We start from the raw sequence: 14,650 nt of genomic DNA on the forward strand, positions 1-14,650 counted from the left end.
TTCATCCTACGGCGGTACCGAACAAGCTGCCCAGGGCGTACGTCACACCCGCCGCCGCCCCGCCGAGCGCGAGCTGCCGAAGTCCGCTGAACCACCAGGAACGCGCGGTCACCTTCGCCACAACGGCGCCGCAGGCGAAGAGCCCGACCAGCGCGAGCAGCAGCGCGGGCCAGAACGTGTCGGCGCCGAGCAGATACGGCAGTACGGGAAGCAGGGCGCCGAGCGCGAAGGCGCCGAAGGAGGAGACCGCGGCGACGGCCGGGGACGGCAGATCGCCGGGATCGATGCCCAGCTCCTCGCGCGCGTGGATCTCCAGGGCCTGCTCGGGGTCCTTGGACAGCTGCTTGGCGACCTCGCGGGCGAGCCCCGGCTCGACGCCGCGCGACACGTACAGCGCGGCGAGCTCCCGCTCCTCGTCCGCCGGGTGCTTGCGCAACTCCCGCCGCTCCACGTCGAGTTCGGCCTGCACGAGCTCACGCTGCGAGGCGACGGAGGTGTACTCACCGGCCGCCATGGAGAAGGCGCCCGCGGCGAGGCCGACCAGACCCGTGACGACGATGGTCTGCTGCGAGACGGCTCCGCCGGCGACACCGGTCATCAGGGCCAGGTTGGACACCAGGCCGTCCATCGCGCCGAAGACGGCGGGGCGCAGCCAGCCGCCGTTGACGTCGCGGTGGGTGTGGTTGTCGCGGTGCGCCTCGTGCAGTGCCGCTTCGGTCTCGATGATCGCCATGGTGGGCCCCCTCAATGCTTGGACGATCTCGAAAGTACGCGCGAAAAATCGCTCTCGCCAGCAAGGAAGGCCGTACTTACCTGCATGAACAAGCGTCTGTCGAACCGGTGAGCGCATGCGTCGGAGGGGTGACGTCGGCGGTGCGGATGCTCGCCTCCGGGGCGCCGCGTGGCAGAGATACCCGCAACGTCTCGGCACCATGGAGGCACGGCATGACGGGCTCGACCGGTGTGACAGGAGCGACCGGCCTGAGAGAGCGGGCGCGCGGCGCGCTTCTCGGCCTCGCGGTAGGGGACGCGCTGGGCGCGCCCGCCGAGAACATGAAGCCGTCGGAGATCCGCCGCCGCTGGGGACGCATCACCGGGTACGTCGCCGAGCACCCGTCGGGCACGGACGACACCGAGTACGCGATCTTCTCCGGGCTCCTCCTGGCCCGGCACGGCTCGGCGCTCACCGTCGCGCACGTCGAGGCGGCCTGGCACGAGTGGATCGCGGACCTCGACGAAGGCCCTTTCCGGGGCGCGGGCTTCAGCGAACGCGGCACGCTGGAGAACCTGCGCCGCGGCCTCGCGGCGCCCATCTCGGCGCAGCACCGGCACGCGTGGAGCGACGGCCTCGCGATGCGGGCCGCCCCGTTCGGGGTCTTCGCCGCGGGGCGGCCCGCCGAAGCGGCCCGGCTCGTCGCGATCGACGGCTCCGTCAGCCATGACGGTGAGGGCATCTACGGCGGGCAGGCGGTGGCCGCGGGGGTCGCGGCGGCGATGGGCGGGGCGCCGGTGGATTCCGTGGTGGCCGCGGCGCTGTCCGTCATCCCGGAGGACTGCTGGACGTCCCGTTCGCTGCGGCGTGCGGTGGCGGTGGCGCATCGGGGGGAACGGGCGGTGCGCTCCGCCGTGGTGATCGGCGGCTATCCGTGGACCGACCTCGCCCCCGAGGCGGTGGGGCTCGCCTTCGGGGCGTACGGGGTGGCCTGCGGCCGTTTCCCGGAGGCGGTGTTGACCGCGGTCAACATGGGGCGGGACGCGGATACGACTGCCGCTGTGGCTGGAGCGCTGTCCGGCGCGTCCTGCGGGGTTTCGGCGATTCCCCCGCCGTGGGCGGCGGCCATCGCTCCCGCGCGGGGGAGTTGTCTGCCTTCCATGCGGGGGCATCACGTGCTGGACATCGCGGAGTTGCTCGTTTCTGACCGGGGGGTCTCGTGACCGCCGACAAGCCCGGCGCTTCGCGCCGGATCTCTCCCACCCACCCACCCGTTTACCCCGCAGCAGCTCCTGCTGTGGGCAGGCGTTCCGCAGGGCGGAACGGGTGGGCACAGCCCACGATGCGGGGTGCGGATGGAAGCGGCGTCCACCGAAGCGAGGCGCCCAGGGCGTACATCGAGGGGCTCCTTCTGGGCCTCGCCGCAGGCGACGCCGCCGGGTGGCCTGCCGCCCGCCACAGGGCAAGCCGCATGCCGGAGTGGACCCGAAGACTCACCCGCGAACTGGACACCTTCGCCGAGCAGAATGCCACCACCACCCTCCCCGTCCCCATCGCCCTCAATCAACCCCCAGAGCCCCTCCGCCTGGGCCCCTCCGACGACGCCGAATGGGCGGCCTTCACCGCCGAATCACTGCTCCGCGCTGCGGACGGGACGCTCGACCCCCAGCTGCCCCCGAACCGCCGGGTCCGCGCGACCCTGGACATTGCCTGGGGCGCCCTCGCCAGCGAAATCGCCGCCGCAGCGGCCCGCGCCCCCGAGGTCGAGTCCGCCGTACTCCCCCTCCGCGCCCGCATCTCCGTACGCGCGGGCCTCGGCAACCTCGCCACCGGCCTGCGCCCGCCCGCCACCGGCCACGACAACCCCCACTTCTTCGACGACGCCGCCTGCGTACGCGCCTGCGTCCTGGCCCTGGTCCACCCGGGCGACCCCGAACAGGCCGCCGCCCTGGCCGAGTTCGACGCCCGCTACACCCAGGACGGGGACGGCGTGCACGGTGCCCGCGCCATGGCCGCGGCGATCGCGGCGGCGCTCGGCGGCGCGGACGTCGACGCGAGCGTGGACGCCGCCCTGGCCCAGCTCCCCGAGCACACCGAGATCGGCCGCAACGCCTGGCACGCCGTCAAGCTCGCCCGCACCCAGACAACAGAGGGTGACGGCGCCTTCGGTCTCGTCCCGCTCCTGGAGCACCAGATCGTCGACCACGTCTACAGCTACGGCATCGCCGCCGCCGAGACCGTCCCGGTCGCCCTCGCCCTGACCACCGCGGCCCGCGGCCGCATCCGTGACGCGGTGCCCTCCGCCGCCTGCCTCTCCCGCGTCGCCGACTCCGCCCCCGCCCTGACCGGCGCGCTGACCGGCGCGCTCGGCACGGCCACCGCCATCCCCGAAGCCTGGCGCGACGCCTGCCGCACCCTCTCCGGCTGCGCGCTGCCCCGCCTCGCGGGCACCGACCTGGTGGAACTCGCCGGGCACCTGGCAGCCACGGAACTGACCGCTCCGGGAGGACAATTCCGGCATGACGCCATCAATGGAACCAACGGGCCCGGATCTCCCTGACCGCATCACCGCCTGCCTGGTCGGAGCAGCCGTCGGCGACGCCATGGGCGGCCCCGTCGAGGGCTACTCCCCCGAGCAGATCGTCGAACGGCACGGCGGTCGCGTACACGGCATCGTCGGCCCCTGGAACGGCGACCACTGGCGCACCGCCCGTCCCATCGCGCCGTACCACAAGGGTGACGGGCACGTCACCGACGACACCTTGATGACGCACGCGCTCATCCGCGTGTACGCCGCCGTCCGCGATCACTTGGACGCCTACGCGGTCGCCGACCACCTGGTCCCCGACCTCATGACCCACCCCCGCTGGATCCCGGAACTGGAGACGGAGGCCATCCCGCTCCACCGGCTCTTCCTCGCCGAGAAGTGGATCGTCGCCCGCATCCACTACGGCCACGTCGACCCGCGCGAGGCCGGCACGGGAAACATCGTCAACTGCGGTGCCGCGATGTACATGGCACCGGTCGGTCTGGTCAACGCGGCGAACCCGGAGGGCGCGTACGCCGAGGCCCTCGACATCGCGGGCGCGCACCAGTCCTCGTACGGACGTGAGGCGGCCGCGGTCTTCGCGGCGGCGGTGGCGGCGGCCTGCGCGCCGGGTGCGACGCCGACCTCGGTGATCGACACCGCCCTCTCCCTCGCGAAGGACGGAACGCGGGCCGCGATCGATTCGGCGGCCGAAGTCGCCTCCCACCACCGGGACTTCGAGTCCGCGCTCGTCCCCCTGCGCACCGCTGTCACCCCCTTCGACACGGTCGGCCAGGACTACCGCGCCCCGTCACTCGGGGCCCGCCGCCCCTCCCGCCTGCACTCCATCGAGGAACTGCCGATCGCGCTCGGCATGCTCCTGGTGGGCGACGGCGACTACCGCCACACGGTGCTCGGCTCGGTCAACTACGGCCGCGACTGCGACTCCATCGCGACCATGAGCGGCGCGATCGCCGGCGCGCTCGGCTCGGGCGCCCCGCCTGAGTGGTCGAAGACGGTCGAGGAGGCGAGCCGCCTCGACCTGCACGCCCCCGCGGCGACGCTCACGGAGGTCACCCAGGAGATCTTCACCCGTGACGTACGCCGCCGCCGCGCCCACGAGTCGGCGTACGCGGCCCTGACGGCCACCCCATGATCCGCCTCACCTGGGTCCAGCCGGAGGACTTGGTGGGCCACGAACTGCGCCAGGCGGAGGAGGAGGGCAAGGACGTCGAGGCCATCAAGTCCCGCTGGCTGACAGCGGGCGGCCACTTGGCTCCCACCAGAGCAGGCGCGTCCCCAACACCCCCCGCTCCCCAGCTACGGGCTTTGGCGGAGGAGCTACTGACCGAACTGTCGCAGCCGCCCGCGTTGTGGGCAGGCGTTCCGCAGGGCGGAACGGGTGGGCACAACGCCACCCACCGGGCCGCACCGAAAAGCGAGGCCCCGCGGCAGGCGGTTTCGGGAAGGGGCGGGCTTGGGGAAAAAGAAGCCCTACGTCACCGCCTACACGCGGCCTGGCTAGGCAGAGCGGCAGGCTGCCTACTGGGCAAGCCAGTGGAGAAACTCCCCCTGACCGCCATCAGAAGCCTCGCCCAAGCAACAGGGAACTGGCCCCTCACCACCTGGTTCACAGAAAAGGGCCTCCCCCCGGAGCTAAGGGAAGCCCACCCCTGGAACAAGCGCTCCGCGCAAACCTCCCTCGCCGAGAACATCGACGGCATGCCGGAGGACGACGACCTCAACTACCCCCTCCTCAACCTCCGCCTCCTCCAACGCCACGGCAGGACCTTCACCACCACGGACGTGGCAAAGCTCTGGCTGGACGAGCTCCCCGCGGCCCGCACCTTCACCGCCGAACGCATCGCCTACCGCAACCTCCTGTGCGGCATCGAGCCCCCGCACACCGCCACCCACCACAACCCCTTCCGCGAATGGATCGGCGCCCTGATCCGCGCCGACGTCCACGGCTGGACGAACCCGGGCGCACCCACGGCCGCCGCCGACCAGGCCCGCCGCGACGCGAGCCTCAGCCACACCGCCAACGGCGTGTACGGCGCGATGTTCGCGGCGGCCACCATCGCCGAGGCGGCGGCAGGCACCGGAGACGTCCACCACTGCCTTCGCACGGGCCTCACCGTTGTACCGCAGGACTCGCGCCTGTCCCGCGCGATCCACCACGGCATCCAACTTGCCTGCACAGCAACGGACTTCGACCACATCGTGGACGACCTCCACGCCGCCTACGGTCACCACCACTGGGTCCACGTCATCCCCAACGCCGCCCTCCTGTCCGCCGCCCTCACCCACGCCGACGGCGACTTCACCGGCTCCATCACGCGCGCGGTCTCCGGCGGCTGGGACACCGACTCGAACGGCGCGACCGCGGGGTCGATCGCGGGCCTGCTCGCCGGGCGCCCCGACGCGCTCCCGGACCGCTGGACCGCCCCGCTCAAAAACCGCCTCACCAGCTCGATCACCGGCTTCGACGGCATCGGCTTCGACACTCTCGCCGACCTCACCACCAAACTCGCCCAGGAGAGACCCCACCCATGACCCACATCGCCGTGCTCGGCAGCACGAACATGGACCTCGTCGCGTACGTCGCCAAGGCACCGCAGCGCGGGGAGACCGTCACCGGGCGCGAGTTCCGTACGCTCCCCGGCGGCAAGGGCGCCAACCAGGCCGTCGCCGCGGCCCGCGCGGGCGCCGACGCCGTGTCGATGATCGGCGCGGTCGGCGCCGACGCCTTCGGCACACAGCTGCGCTCCGCGCTCGAACACTCCGGTGTCGACACCGACCTGCTGCGCACCGTCGACACCGCGGCCACCGGCACCGCGCACATCGTGGTCGACGACGACGGCGGCAACGCGATCGTCGTCATCCCCGGCGCCAACGCCACGCTCACCGCGCTCGCCCCCGGCGACGAGGGCCTGATCACCTCCGCCGACACCCTCCTGCTCCAGCTGGAGATCCCCGTCGAGGGGGTGCTCGCCGCCGCGCAGGCCGCCCGCAGGCACGGCGTGCGCACCATCCTCACACCGGCGCCCGCCCAACCCCTGCCTCCCGAACTCCTCGACGCCATCGACCTGTTGGTGCCGAACGAGCACGAGGCGGCCACCCTCACCGGCCTGACCGAACCGCACGCCGCCGCCAGGTCACTCCTCTCCCAGGTCCCCGAAGTCGTCGTCACGCTCGGCTCGCGCGGCAGCCTGTACGCGACCAGAGGCGCCGAGCCGGTCATGGTGGAGGCCCCGCACGTCACCGCCGTGGACACGACCGGTGCGGGCGACACGTTCGTCGGCACCCTCGCGGTGGCCCTGGCCGAGGGCGGCTCCGTGCCGGACGCGCTCACGTGGGCGTCGTCGGCCGCCGCGCTCTCCGTCCAGCGCCCGGGGGCGTCGGCGTCCATGCCGTTCCGCTCCGAGATCGACACCCAGGCGAACGGATCCCGGACGGACGGCGCCGCGTCATGACGGCGCCCCTCACCGGCCTCCGCGTCCTCGACCTGGCGACGCTCTTCGCGGGCCCGCTCGCCGCCACGATGCTCGGCGACTTCGGCGCGGAGGTCATCAAGGTCGAGCATCCACGGAAGCCGGACCCGTCCCGTGGGCACGGCCCGTCCAAGGACGGCGTCGGCCTCTGGTGGAAGATCCTGGGCCGCAACAAGCGCACGATGACGCTCGATCTCTCCACACCCGGCGGCCGCGAGACCCTGCTGCGCCTGGCCGCCACGGCAGACGTGATCGTCGAGAACTTCCGCCCGGGAACCCTGGAGAAGTGGGACCTCGGCTGGGAGGAGCTGAGCGGGGCGAACCCCCGTCTCGTCCTGACCCGCGTCACGGGCTTCGGCCAGTTCGGCCCGTACTCCCGCCGCCCCGGCTTCGGCACCCTCGCGGAGGCGATGAGCGGTTTCGCCGCGATCACCGGCGAACCGGACGGACCGCCGACCCTGCCGCCCTTCGGCCTCGCCGACTCGATCGCGGGGCTCGCGACGGCGTACGCGGTGATGACGGCGCTCGCGGCCCGTGACCGGACGGGCAAGGGCCAGGTGGTGGACATGGCGATCATCGAGCCGATCCTCACGGTCCTCGGCCCGCAGCCGACCTGGTACGACCAGCTGGGCCATGTGCAGCCCCGCACCGGCAACCGCTCCACCAACAACGCGCCCCGCAACACCTACCGTACGGCGGACGGCAGTTGGGTCGCCGTCTCCACCTCTGCCCAGTCGATCGCGGAGCGCGTGATGCGCCTGGTGGGCCGCCCGGAGCTGATCTCCGAGCCCTGGTTCGCGACGGGCGCGGACCGCGCGGCCCACACGGACGAGCTCGACGGTGCGGTCGGCGGCTGGATCGCCCTGCACACCCGCGCCGAGGTGATCGAGGCCTTCGAGAAGGCGGAGGCGGCGGTCGCTCCCATCCAGGACGTACGCGACGTGATGACCGATCCCCAGTACGCGGCCCTGGACACCGTCACCACGGTCGATGACCCGGAGCTCGGCCCGCTGCGCATGCAGAACGTCCTCTTCCGCCTCTCCGAGACGCCGGGCTCGATCGGCTGGGCGGGCCGCCCGCATGGAGCGGACACGGCGGAGGTCCTGACCGAACTCGGCCTGACGGAAGGGGAGATCGCGAGGCTGCGCAAGGAGGGCGCCCTGTGAAGGACACTCCTCTGACCTGGCTGTACGCGCCCGGGGACCGGCCGTCCGTCGTGGCGAAGGCGCTGCTCGCGGGCGCCGACGTCGTCATCGTCGACCTGGAGGACGCGGTCGGCCCTGACCGCAAGGAGTACGCGCGAGCGGCGACGGCCGAGCTGCTCTCCGAACCTCCCGCCGTCCCGGTCCACGTCCGAGTGAACGCCCTGGACAGCCCCCTGGCCGAGGCCGACCTCGGAGCGATCGCGCACCTCCCCGGGGTCTCCGGTCTTCGCCTGCCGAAGGTGACCTGCCCCGCCGACGTCGTGCGCGTCGCGGAGCGGTCGGCTCCCGCGGACGGCGGCGCCCCCGCCCTGCACGCCCTGATCGAATCGGCCGTCGGCCTGGAGCACGCCTTCGCCATCGCCACCGCGCACCCGGCCCTGCACGGGCTCTCCCTCGGCGAGGCGGACCTCCGCGCGGACCTGGGCGTACGTGACGACGCGGGCCTCGACTGGTCCCGCGCCCGCGTGGTGGTGGCAGCCCGGGCCGCGGGCCTGGTACCGCCCGCGCAGTCGGTGTACGCCGACATCCGTGACGTCCAGGGCCTGACGGCGTCCTGCGCGCACGGCCGTTCCCTGGGGTTCCTGGGCCGCGCCGCGATCCATCCACGCCAGCTCCCGGCCATCGAACGTGCCTACCTCCCCACCCCGGAGGAGATCGACCACGCCGAGCAGATCGTCAAGGCGTCCACGACGGAGGCGGGCGCCTTGGCGCTCCCGGACGGCACGTTCGTGGACAAGGCCGTGGTGGACGGCGCGCGGCGCGTCCTCGACCTGGCGCGGCGGCGCCCCTAGCTATTCATGGCGATGGGGCCGCCGGATCGGTGATCCGGCGGCCCCATCGACGTACGAAGCAGACATACGAAGCAGAGGAGAGCGTCAGCCCTCAGCCCTTCTTGGCGGACTCGGCTCCGTCCTTGCCCTTGTCCCCTGTGTCCGCCGTGCTCTCGGTGTCGTCGTCCTTGGACGGCTTCGCGTCCTCGCCCTCCGAAGGCTCCGAAGCGTCCGTGGCCCCCTCGCCGTCAGGCACGGGCTCGACGATCTCCTCGCGCCCGGGGCGCTTCTTCGCGGAGAGCACGAAGTAGACGACGGCGAGCACGAACACCGCGATGGCGGTCCAGACGTTGAGGCGCAGCCCGAGCACGTGGTGCGCGTCGTCGACCCGCATGTACTCGATCCAGCCGCGACCGGCGCAGTACGACGCGACGTACAGGGCGAACGCACGGCCGTGTCCCAGCTTGAAGCGGCGGTCGGCCCAGATGACGAGGAAGCCGACGCCGATGCACCAGAGGGACTCGTAGAGGAACGTCGGGTGGTACGTGCCGGGCACCCGGCCGTCCTCCGCCGACGTGATCTTCAGCGCCCACGGCAGATCCGTGGCCTTGCCGTACAGCTCCTGGTTGAACCAGTTGCCCCAGCGGCCGATCGCCTGGGCGAAGGCGACGCCGGGGGCGAGGGCGTCGGCCCAGGCCGGCAGCGGAATGCCGCGCCGGCGACAGCCGATCCAGGCACCGACCGCGCCGAACGCGATCGCGCCCCAGATACCGAGGCCGCCCTCCCAGATCTTGAAGGCGTCCACCCAGTCACGGCCATCGCTGAAGTACAGCTGGTAGTCCGTGATCACGTGGTAGAGACGCCCGCCGACGAGGCCGAACGGCACGGCCCAGACGGAGATGTCGGCCACGGTGCCTGGGCGGCCCCCGCGAGCGATCCACCGCTTGTTGCCGAGCCAGACGGCGACGAAGACGCCGATGATGATGCAGAACGCGTAGCCGCGCAGCGGAATGGGTCCGAGTTCGACCACACCGCGCGACGGGCTGGGAATGAAGGCAAGGTCCATGGCAGGTCCGACGCTACCGTGCCGGGTGGTGCCCAGGGCAACCAGCCCGGCTACGTCTCCATAACAGGGCCTCCGGACGGGGACCGAGAGGAGCCCCGCTCCGGGAGACGGCTAGCCCCTGTTGGCCTCCTCGACCTTCGCCTTCAGCTTCGCCGGGGTCAGCGGGTTCTTCTGGTCGCCGAAGATGTTCTTGCCGTCGAGCAGCACGCTCGGCGTGCCCTGGAGGCCCGCTTCCTGGAAGGCCTTGTTCGACTTCTGGGCCCAGCTGTCGTGCTTGCGGTCGTCCACGCACTTCTTGAAGGTGTCGTTGACGAGCCCGTCCACCTTGTCCGCCAGCTCGATCAGCTTGCTGTTCTTGCTGAACGCGTCGTCCGCCTCCGCGGGCTGGTTCATGAACAGCACGTCGTGGTACGGGGTGAACTTCCCGGCGTCCTGGGCGCACGCCGCGGCGTTGGCCGCGCGCAAGGAGCCGCTGCCGCCCATGTTCCCGTCGATGATCGTCGCCAGGTGATACTCGACCTTGAGCTGGCCCTTGCCGGTGAGCTCGTGGATCGTCTTTCGATACAGGTCCTCGAACTGCTTGCAGGCGGGGCAGCGGAAGTCCTCCCAGATGGTGAGGGTGGACTTGGCGCTGTCCTTGCCGACGGGGATGGCGAGCTGATCCTCGCCGGTCGCCCCCTTGGGGACGGACAAGGGACCCGAAGTGTCCTTGTCGTCACCCGAGTTGGCAGCGAGCAGACCGGCCACGGCGGCGAGCGCGAGCACGCCCACGACGGCGGCACTCACGATCAACACCCTGCGCTGCTTGTCCCGCGACTTCTGCCGCTCTCGCTCTTCCGCCAGCCGGTCGCGGGCCGCGCGCTTTCCCTCACGGTTCTTCTCACTCACACCCCGCCAACGAACCGGGGAGGCACGAGCATGCCTCCCCGGTCCCAGGTCCACCCGTACGAGTTACGCGTTGCCGCGAACTCCCTGGGCGAGATCACCCGCGAGCGCGCGGACGGCGGCCAGGCCCGAAGCCTCGTCCTCGGCGTCCAGCAGGCGCTGCACGAAGGCCGAGCCGACGATCACGCCGTCGGCGAAGCCCGCGACCTCGGCGGCCTGCTTGGCGTCCGAGACGCCGAGGCCGACGCAGACCGGCAGGTCGGTGGTGGCCTTGGTGCGCCGCACCAGTTCCTGCGCCTGTTCCCCGACGGACTCACGGGTGCCCGTGACGCCCATCAGCGACGCCGCGTACACGAAGCCGGAACCTGCCGCCGTGATGGTGGCGAGGCGCTCGTCCTTGCTGCTCGGCGCGACGACGAAGACCGTCGCGAGGCCGTGCTTCTCGGCGTGCTCCCTCCAGGTCGCCGACTCCTGGACGGGCAGGTCGGGCAGGATGCACCCGGCGCCGCCCGCGTCGGCGAGCTCGGCGGTGAAGCGCTCGATGCCGTAGCGGTCGATGGGGTTCCAGTACGTCATGACCAGCACCGGCTTGCCGGTCGCCTCGTGGGCCTCGCGGACCGTGCGCATCACGTCGGCGATCTTCAGGCCCGCCTTGAGCGCGATGTCGTCGGCGGTCTGGATGACGGGGCCGTCGAGGACCGGGTCACTGTGCGGAAGGCCGACCTCCACGACGTCGGCGCCACCGTCGAAGACGGCCTTGATGGCAGCGATGCCGCCGTCGACGGTCGGGAACCCGGCCGGCAGGTAGGCGATGAGGGCGGACCGGCCCTCGGACTTGGCCGCGGCGAGAGTCTCGTCCAACAGCTGGATGTTGCCGCTCACTTGGCGTCCCCCTCGATCTCCGCGGCGCCGTTGCCCGCGTCCGCCTCGACGGCGGCGTCCGTGTCGTACAGGCCGAAGTAGCGGGCGGCCGTGTCCATGTCCTTGTCGCCGCGCCCGGACAGGTTGATGATCAGCAGCCCGTCCTTGCCGAGCTCCTTGCCGACCTCGATGGCCCCGGCGAGCGCGTGGGCGCTCTCGATGGCCGGGATGATGCCCTCGGTGCGCGACAGGAGGCGCAGGGCCTGCATGGCGGCGTCGTCGGTGACGGCGCGGTACTCGCCGCGGCCGCTGTCCTTGAGGTAGGCGTGCTCGGGGCCGATGCCCGGGTAGTCGAGTCCGGCGGAGATCGAGTAGGGCTCGGTGATCTGCCCTTCCTCGTCCTGGAGGACGTACGACCGCGAGCCGTGCAGGATGCCCGGCTCTCCGGCGGTCAGCGTGGCCGCGTGCTCACCGGTCTCGACGCCGTGGCCCGCGGGCTCGCACCCGATGAGCCGGACTCCGGCGTCCGGGATGAAGGCGTGGAAGAGGCCGATGGCGTTCGAGCCGCCGCCCACGCAGGCGACGGCGGCGTCGGGCAGCCGTCCCGCGCGCTCGATGATCTGGCGCCGTGCCTCCACCCCGATGACGCGGTGGAAGTCGCGCACCATGGCGGGGAAGGGGTGCGGGCCCGCCACGGTCCCGAAGAGGTAGTGCGTGCGGTCGACGTTGGCGACCCAGTCGCGGAACGCCTCGTTGATGGCGTCCTTCAGGGTGCGGCTGCCGGACTTCACGGCGATGACCTCGGCGCCGAGCATGCGCATGCGGGCCACGTTCAGGGCCTGGCGCTCGGTGTCGATCTCGCCCATGTAGATGGTGCATTCGAGGCCGAAGAGGGCGCAGGCGGTGGCGGTGGCGACGCCGTGCTGTCCGGCGCCGGTCTCCGCGATGACGCGGGTCTTGCCCATGCGCTTGGTGAGCAGGGCCTGGCCGAGCACGTTGTTGATCTTGTGCGAGCCGGTGTGGTTCAGGTCCTCGCGCTTGAGGAAGACGCGGGCGCCACCGGCGTGTTCGGCGAACCGGGGCACCTCTGTGAGGCTGCTGGGCCTTCCCGTGTAGTTGACGAGGAGGTCGTCGAGCTCGGCGGCGAAGGCTGGGTCGCTCTTGGCCTTCTCGTACTCGACGGCGACCTCGTCCACGGCGGCGACGAGGGCCTCCGGGATGAACTTTCCTCCGAAGGCGCCGAAGTAGCCCTCGACGGTGGGGACTTGACCCTCCGGGTCGGGAATGAAGAACTGGCTGGGCATGGCGATACCTCGCTAGGGATGGCGTTGACGTTTCGGCATGAATACGCCATGGCGCCGTTGCTGGTGGGGTTTCTTGCGCGACTGCGGCCCGTCGTGGGCTGATCGCGCAGTTCCCCGCGCCCCTTACGGGGCGCTTCGCAGCTCTGCGGCGCTCAGGCGCCGCCCTGCCATCGCATCCCGGGGATCTGGCCCGGTTCCGCGCCGATGTGGTATCGCACCCGGCGACCCCGCACACGCCGCGCCGGCGCCCGGCAGCCGCGGGGGCGGCAGCCGGGTGCGAGGCGGGCGAAGGCGGTCATCGGGAGGTGTCAGCTCCGCCCGTGGCGGAGAGCCGGGTGCGCGCCCGCGGCGACCAGGTCGGAGACCGCGCCCTTCGGGTCGCGGCCGGTCACCAGGGACTCGCCCACGAGCACCGCGTCGGCGCCCGCGTTGGCGAAGGCGATGAGGTCGTGCGGCCCGCGCACACCGGACTCGGCGATCTTGACGACGCTGTCCGGCAGCTCGGGAGCCACGCGCTCGAAGGTGGAGCGGTCGACCTTGAGGGTCTTGAGGTCGCGGTTGTTGACGCCGACGACCCGCGCGCCCGCGTCCACGGCCCGCTCGGCCTCGTCCTCGTCGTGCACCTCGACGATCGGCGTGAGGCCGATCGAATGGGCGCGCTCGATGAGCGACTCCAGGGCGGGCTGCTCCAGGGCGGCCACGATGAGCAGGGCGAGGTCGGCGCCGTAGGCCCTGGCCTCCCAGAGCTGGTACGACGTGACGATGAAGTCCTTGCGGAGCACCGGGATGTCGACCCTGGCCCGGACGGCCTCCAGGTCGGCGAGCGAACCGCCGAAGCGGCGCTGCTCGGTGAGCACGGAGATGACGGCCGCGCCGCCCGCCTCGTAGTCCGCGGCGAGCCCGGCGGGGTCGGCGATCGCGGCGAGCGCGCCCTTGGAGGGGCTTGAGCGCTTGACCTCGCAGATGACCTTGACGCCGTCGCCACGCAGCGCGGCGACCCCGTCCTTGGCCGCAGGAGCCTTCGCCGCGCGCTCCTTGAGCTCGTCGAGGCTGACGCGCGCCTGCCGTTCCGCGAGGTCGGCACGGACTCCGTCGATGATCTCGTCGAGCACACTCACGCGAGCGGCCCCCTTCCCTGACGGTGAAGCTGCTGTTTGCACCTCAAGCTGTTCGGCTGCCTCATCAGGCATTCCGATGGTCACTGCGATGGTATCCGCAGGAGGGCGAAGGCCCCGCATCCGGTTGACGCCAGTCCCACGTCCTGGACACCCGATGGCCCCGCGGCCTGGGCTTTCTCGCCATTCAAGGATGCAGCCATGCCCCGAACGGCAGATTGCGTACGAGGGTGAAAACCGCGATCAGCACCCCGATCCCGTACAGCTGTGCGGGCCCCAACTCGATCCGCAGCCGTCGTCCGCGCGCCGCGCGGGTCGCCCAGAGGGTCCACAGGACCGCGAAGACGCCGTATCCGACGACGGCGAGGGCGTTGGCGCCGAGTGCCGTGGTGAGGTCGCCGTGGACGACGGCGTGGGCGCTGCGCAGGCCGCCGCAGCCGGGGCAGAACACGCCGGTGAGCTGGAGCAGCGGGCAGGCGGGGTAGTGGCCGGGCTCGTTCGGGTCGACCGTCCCGACGTAGGCGAAGGCGGCGATCACCGAGCCGAGTACTCCGAGGGGCACGGCGAGGCGCCGCAGTGCGGTGCCGGCGGGTGGTGCCGCGCTCTCGGGTTCAGCGTTCACCCGATGCATTGTGCCCTTCGGCGGCCGCGTCCGCCCGGCAGGGAAACGCGAAAGGAGGCGGTCCCGGCACCTGCCGGGTCCGCCTCCCG

15 protein-coding genes are annotated in these 14,650 nt (G+C 71.9%); 7 read left to right on the top strand and 8 right to left on the bottom strand.

The window, feature by feature from the left end:
• Position 1: 1 nt before the first annotated feature.
• A complete protein-coding gene (locus E5671_RS15055; protein WP_160504474.1) occupies positions 2–733 on the bottom strand; it encodes a VIT1/CCC1 transporter family protein in 732 nt (243 codons plus the stop codon).
• Between the two features lie 212 nt (positions 734–945).
• On the opposite strand from E5671_RS15055, the gene E5671_RS15060 reads away from it, so the two are divergent.
• From E5671_RS15060 to E5671_RS15090, 7 genes are all read left to right on the top strand, one after another.
• Positions 946–1,935 (top strand): ADP-ribosylglycohydrolase family protein, encoded by a 990-nt coding sequence (locus E5671_RS15060; protein WP_160504475.1) that lies wholly within the window; start codon positions 946–948, stop codon positions 1,933–1,935.
• A gap of 119 nt (positions 1,936–2,054) precedes the next feature.
• A complete protein-coding gene (locus E5671_RS15065) occupies positions 2,055–3,272 on the top strand; it encodes an ADP-ribosylglycohydrolase family protein (protein ID WP_160504476.1) in 1,218 nt (405 codons plus the stop codon).
• Positions 3,232–4,395: an ADP-ribosylglycohydrolase family protein gene (locus E5671_RS15070; protein WP_160504477.1), complete on the top strand. Its 1,164-nt coding sequence runs from the start codon at positions 3,232–3,234 to the stop codon at positions 4,393–4,395. Before E5671_RS15065 ends, E5671_RS15070 begins: the two co-directional genes overlap by 41 nt.
• Positions 4,392–5,795 (top strand): ADP-ribosylglycohydrolase family protein, encoded by a 1,404-nt coding sequence (locus tag E5671_RS15075; protein ID WP_160504478.1) that lies wholly within the window; start codon positions 4,392–4,394, stop codon positions 5,793–5,795. The genes E5671_RS15070 and E5671_RS15075 overlap by 4 nt, the downstream gene beginning before the upstream one ends.
• Complete coding sequence (gene rbsK, locus E5671_RS15080) at positions 5,792–6,715, top strand: ribokinase (RefSeq protein WP_160504479.1); 924 nt, start codon at positions 5,792–5,794, stop codon at positions 6,713–6,715. Before E5671_RS15075 ends, rbsK begins: the two co-directional genes overlap by 4 nt.
• Entirely contained in the window at positions 6,712–7,899 is a 1,188-nt protein-coding gene (locus E5671_RS15085) for a CaiB/BaiF CoA transferase family protein (protein WP_160504480.1), read from the top strand. Before rbsK ends, E5671_RS15085 begins: the two co-directional genes overlap by 4 nt.
• A complete protein-coding gene (locus E5671_RS15090) occupies positions 7,896–8,729 on the top strand; it encodes an aldolase/citrate lyase family protein (RefSeq protein ID WP_160504481.1) in 834 nt (277 codons plus the stop codon). Before E5671_RS15085 ends, E5671_RS15090 begins: the two co-directional genes overlap by 4 nt.
• Before the next feature lie 91 nt (positions 8,730–8,820).
• Here the strand turns inward: E5671_RS15090 and lgt are convergent, their stop codons facing one another.
• From lgt to E5671_RS15120, 7 genes are all read right to left on the bottom strand, one after another.
• Positions 8,821–9,774, bottom strand: a complete 954-nt coding sequence (gene lgt, locus E5671_RS15095) for a prolipoprotein diacylglyceryl transferase (RefSeq protein WP_160504482.1) — start codon at positions 9,772–9,774, stop codon at positions 8,821–8,823.
• A 111-nt stretch (positions 9,775–9,885) separates the two neighbouring features.
• A complete protein-coding gene (locus E5671_RS15100; RefSeq protein ID WP_160504483.1) occupies positions 9,886–10,662 on the bottom strand; it encodes a thioredoxin domain-containing protein in 777 nt (258 codons plus the stop codon).
• A gap of 63 nt (positions 10,663–10,725) precedes the next feature.
• Positions 10,726–11,541 (bottom strand): tryptophan synthase subunit alpha, encoded by an 816-nt coding sequence (trpA, locus tag E5671_RS15105; RefSeq protein ID WP_160504484.1) that lies wholly within the window; start codon positions 11,539–11,541, stop codon positions 10,726–10,728.
• The gene (gene trpB, locus E5671_RS15110; RefSeq protein ID WP_160504485.1) at positions 11,538–12,824 is read right to left on the bottom strand and encodes a tryptophan synthase subunit beta; all 1,287 of its coding nucleotides are present in this window, start codon (positions 12,822–12,824) and stop codon (positions 11,538–11,540) included. The genes trpA and trpB overlap by 4 nt, the downstream gene beginning before the upstream one ends.
• A gap of 152 nt (positions 12,825–12,976) precedes the next feature.
• Positions 12,977–13,123: a tryptophan biosynthesis modulator TrpM gene (trpM, locus tag E5671_RS47760; RefSeq protein WP_199843006.1), complete on the bottom strand. Its 147-nt coding sequence runs from the start codon at positions 13,121–13,123 to the stop codon at positions 12,977–12,979.
• 9 nt (positions 13,124–13,132) lie between these two features.
• A complete protein-coding gene (gene trpC / locus E5671_RS15115) occupies positions 13,133–13,942 on the bottom strand; it encodes an indole-3-glycerol phosphate synthase TrpC (protein WP_160504486.1) in 810 nt (269 codons plus the stop codon).
• Between the two features lie 184 nt (positions 13,943–14,126).
• Entirely contained in the window at positions 14,127–14,570 is a 444-nt protein-coding gene (locus E5671_RS15120; RefSeq protein ID WP_160504487.1) for a DUF2752 domain-containing protein, read from the bottom strand.
• Between the last annotated feature and the right edge of the window lie 80 nt (positions 14,571–14,650).

It is taken from the genome of Streptomyces sp. BA2 (assembly GCF_009769735.1).
In the GTDB taxonomy this organism is placed as follows: Bacteria; Actinomycetota; Actinomycetes; order Streptomycetales; family Streptomycetaceae; genus Streptomyces.

Excerpts from the sequence above, each read along its gene's own strand:
- E5671_RS15055 (WP_160504474.1), bottom strand. The coding sequence starts at position 733 with ATGGCGATCATCGAGACCGAAGCGGCACTGCACGAGGCGCACCGCGAC.
- E5671_RS15060 (WP_160504475.1), top strand. The coding sequence starts at position 946 with ATGACGGGCTCGACCGGTGTGACAGGAGCGACCGGCCTGAGAGAGCGG.
- E5671_RS15065 (WP_160504476.1), top strand. The coding sequence starts at position 2,055 with ATGCGGGGTGCGGATGGAAGCGGCGTCCACCGAAGCGAGGCGCCCAGG.
- E5671_RS15070 (WP_160504477.1), top strand. The coding sequence starts at position 3,232 with ATGACGCCATCAATGGAACCAACGGGCCCGGATCTCCCTGACCGCATC.
- E5671_RS15075 (WP_160504478.1), top strand. The coding sequence starts at position 4,392 with ATGATCCGCCTCACCTGGGTCCAGCCGGAGGACTTGGTGGGCCACGAA.
- rbsK (WP_160504479.1), top strand. The coding sequence starts at position 5,792 with ATGACCCACATCGCCGTGCTCGGCAGCACGAACATGGACCTCGTCGCG.
- E5671_RS15085 (WP_160504480.1), top strand. The coding sequence starts at position 6,712 with ATGACGGCGCCCCTCACCGGCCTCCGCGTCCTCGACCTGGCGACGCTC.
- lgt (WP_160504482.1), bottom strand. The coding sequence starts at position 9,774 with ATGGACCTTGCCTTCATTCCCAGCCCGTCGCGCGGTGTGGTCGAACTC.
- trpB (WP_160504485.1), bottom strand. The coding sequence starts at position 12,824 with ATGCCCAGCCAGTTCTTCATTCCCGACCCGGAGGGTCAAGTCCCCACC.
- trpM (WP_199843006.1), bottom strand. The coding sequence starts at position 13,123 with ATGACCGCCTTCGCCCGCCTCGCACCCGGCTGCCGCCCCCGCGGCTGC.
- E5671_RS15120 (WP_160504487.1), bottom strand. The coding sequence starts at position 14,570 with ATGCATCGGGTGAACGCTGAACCCGAGAGCGCGGCACCACCCGCCGGC.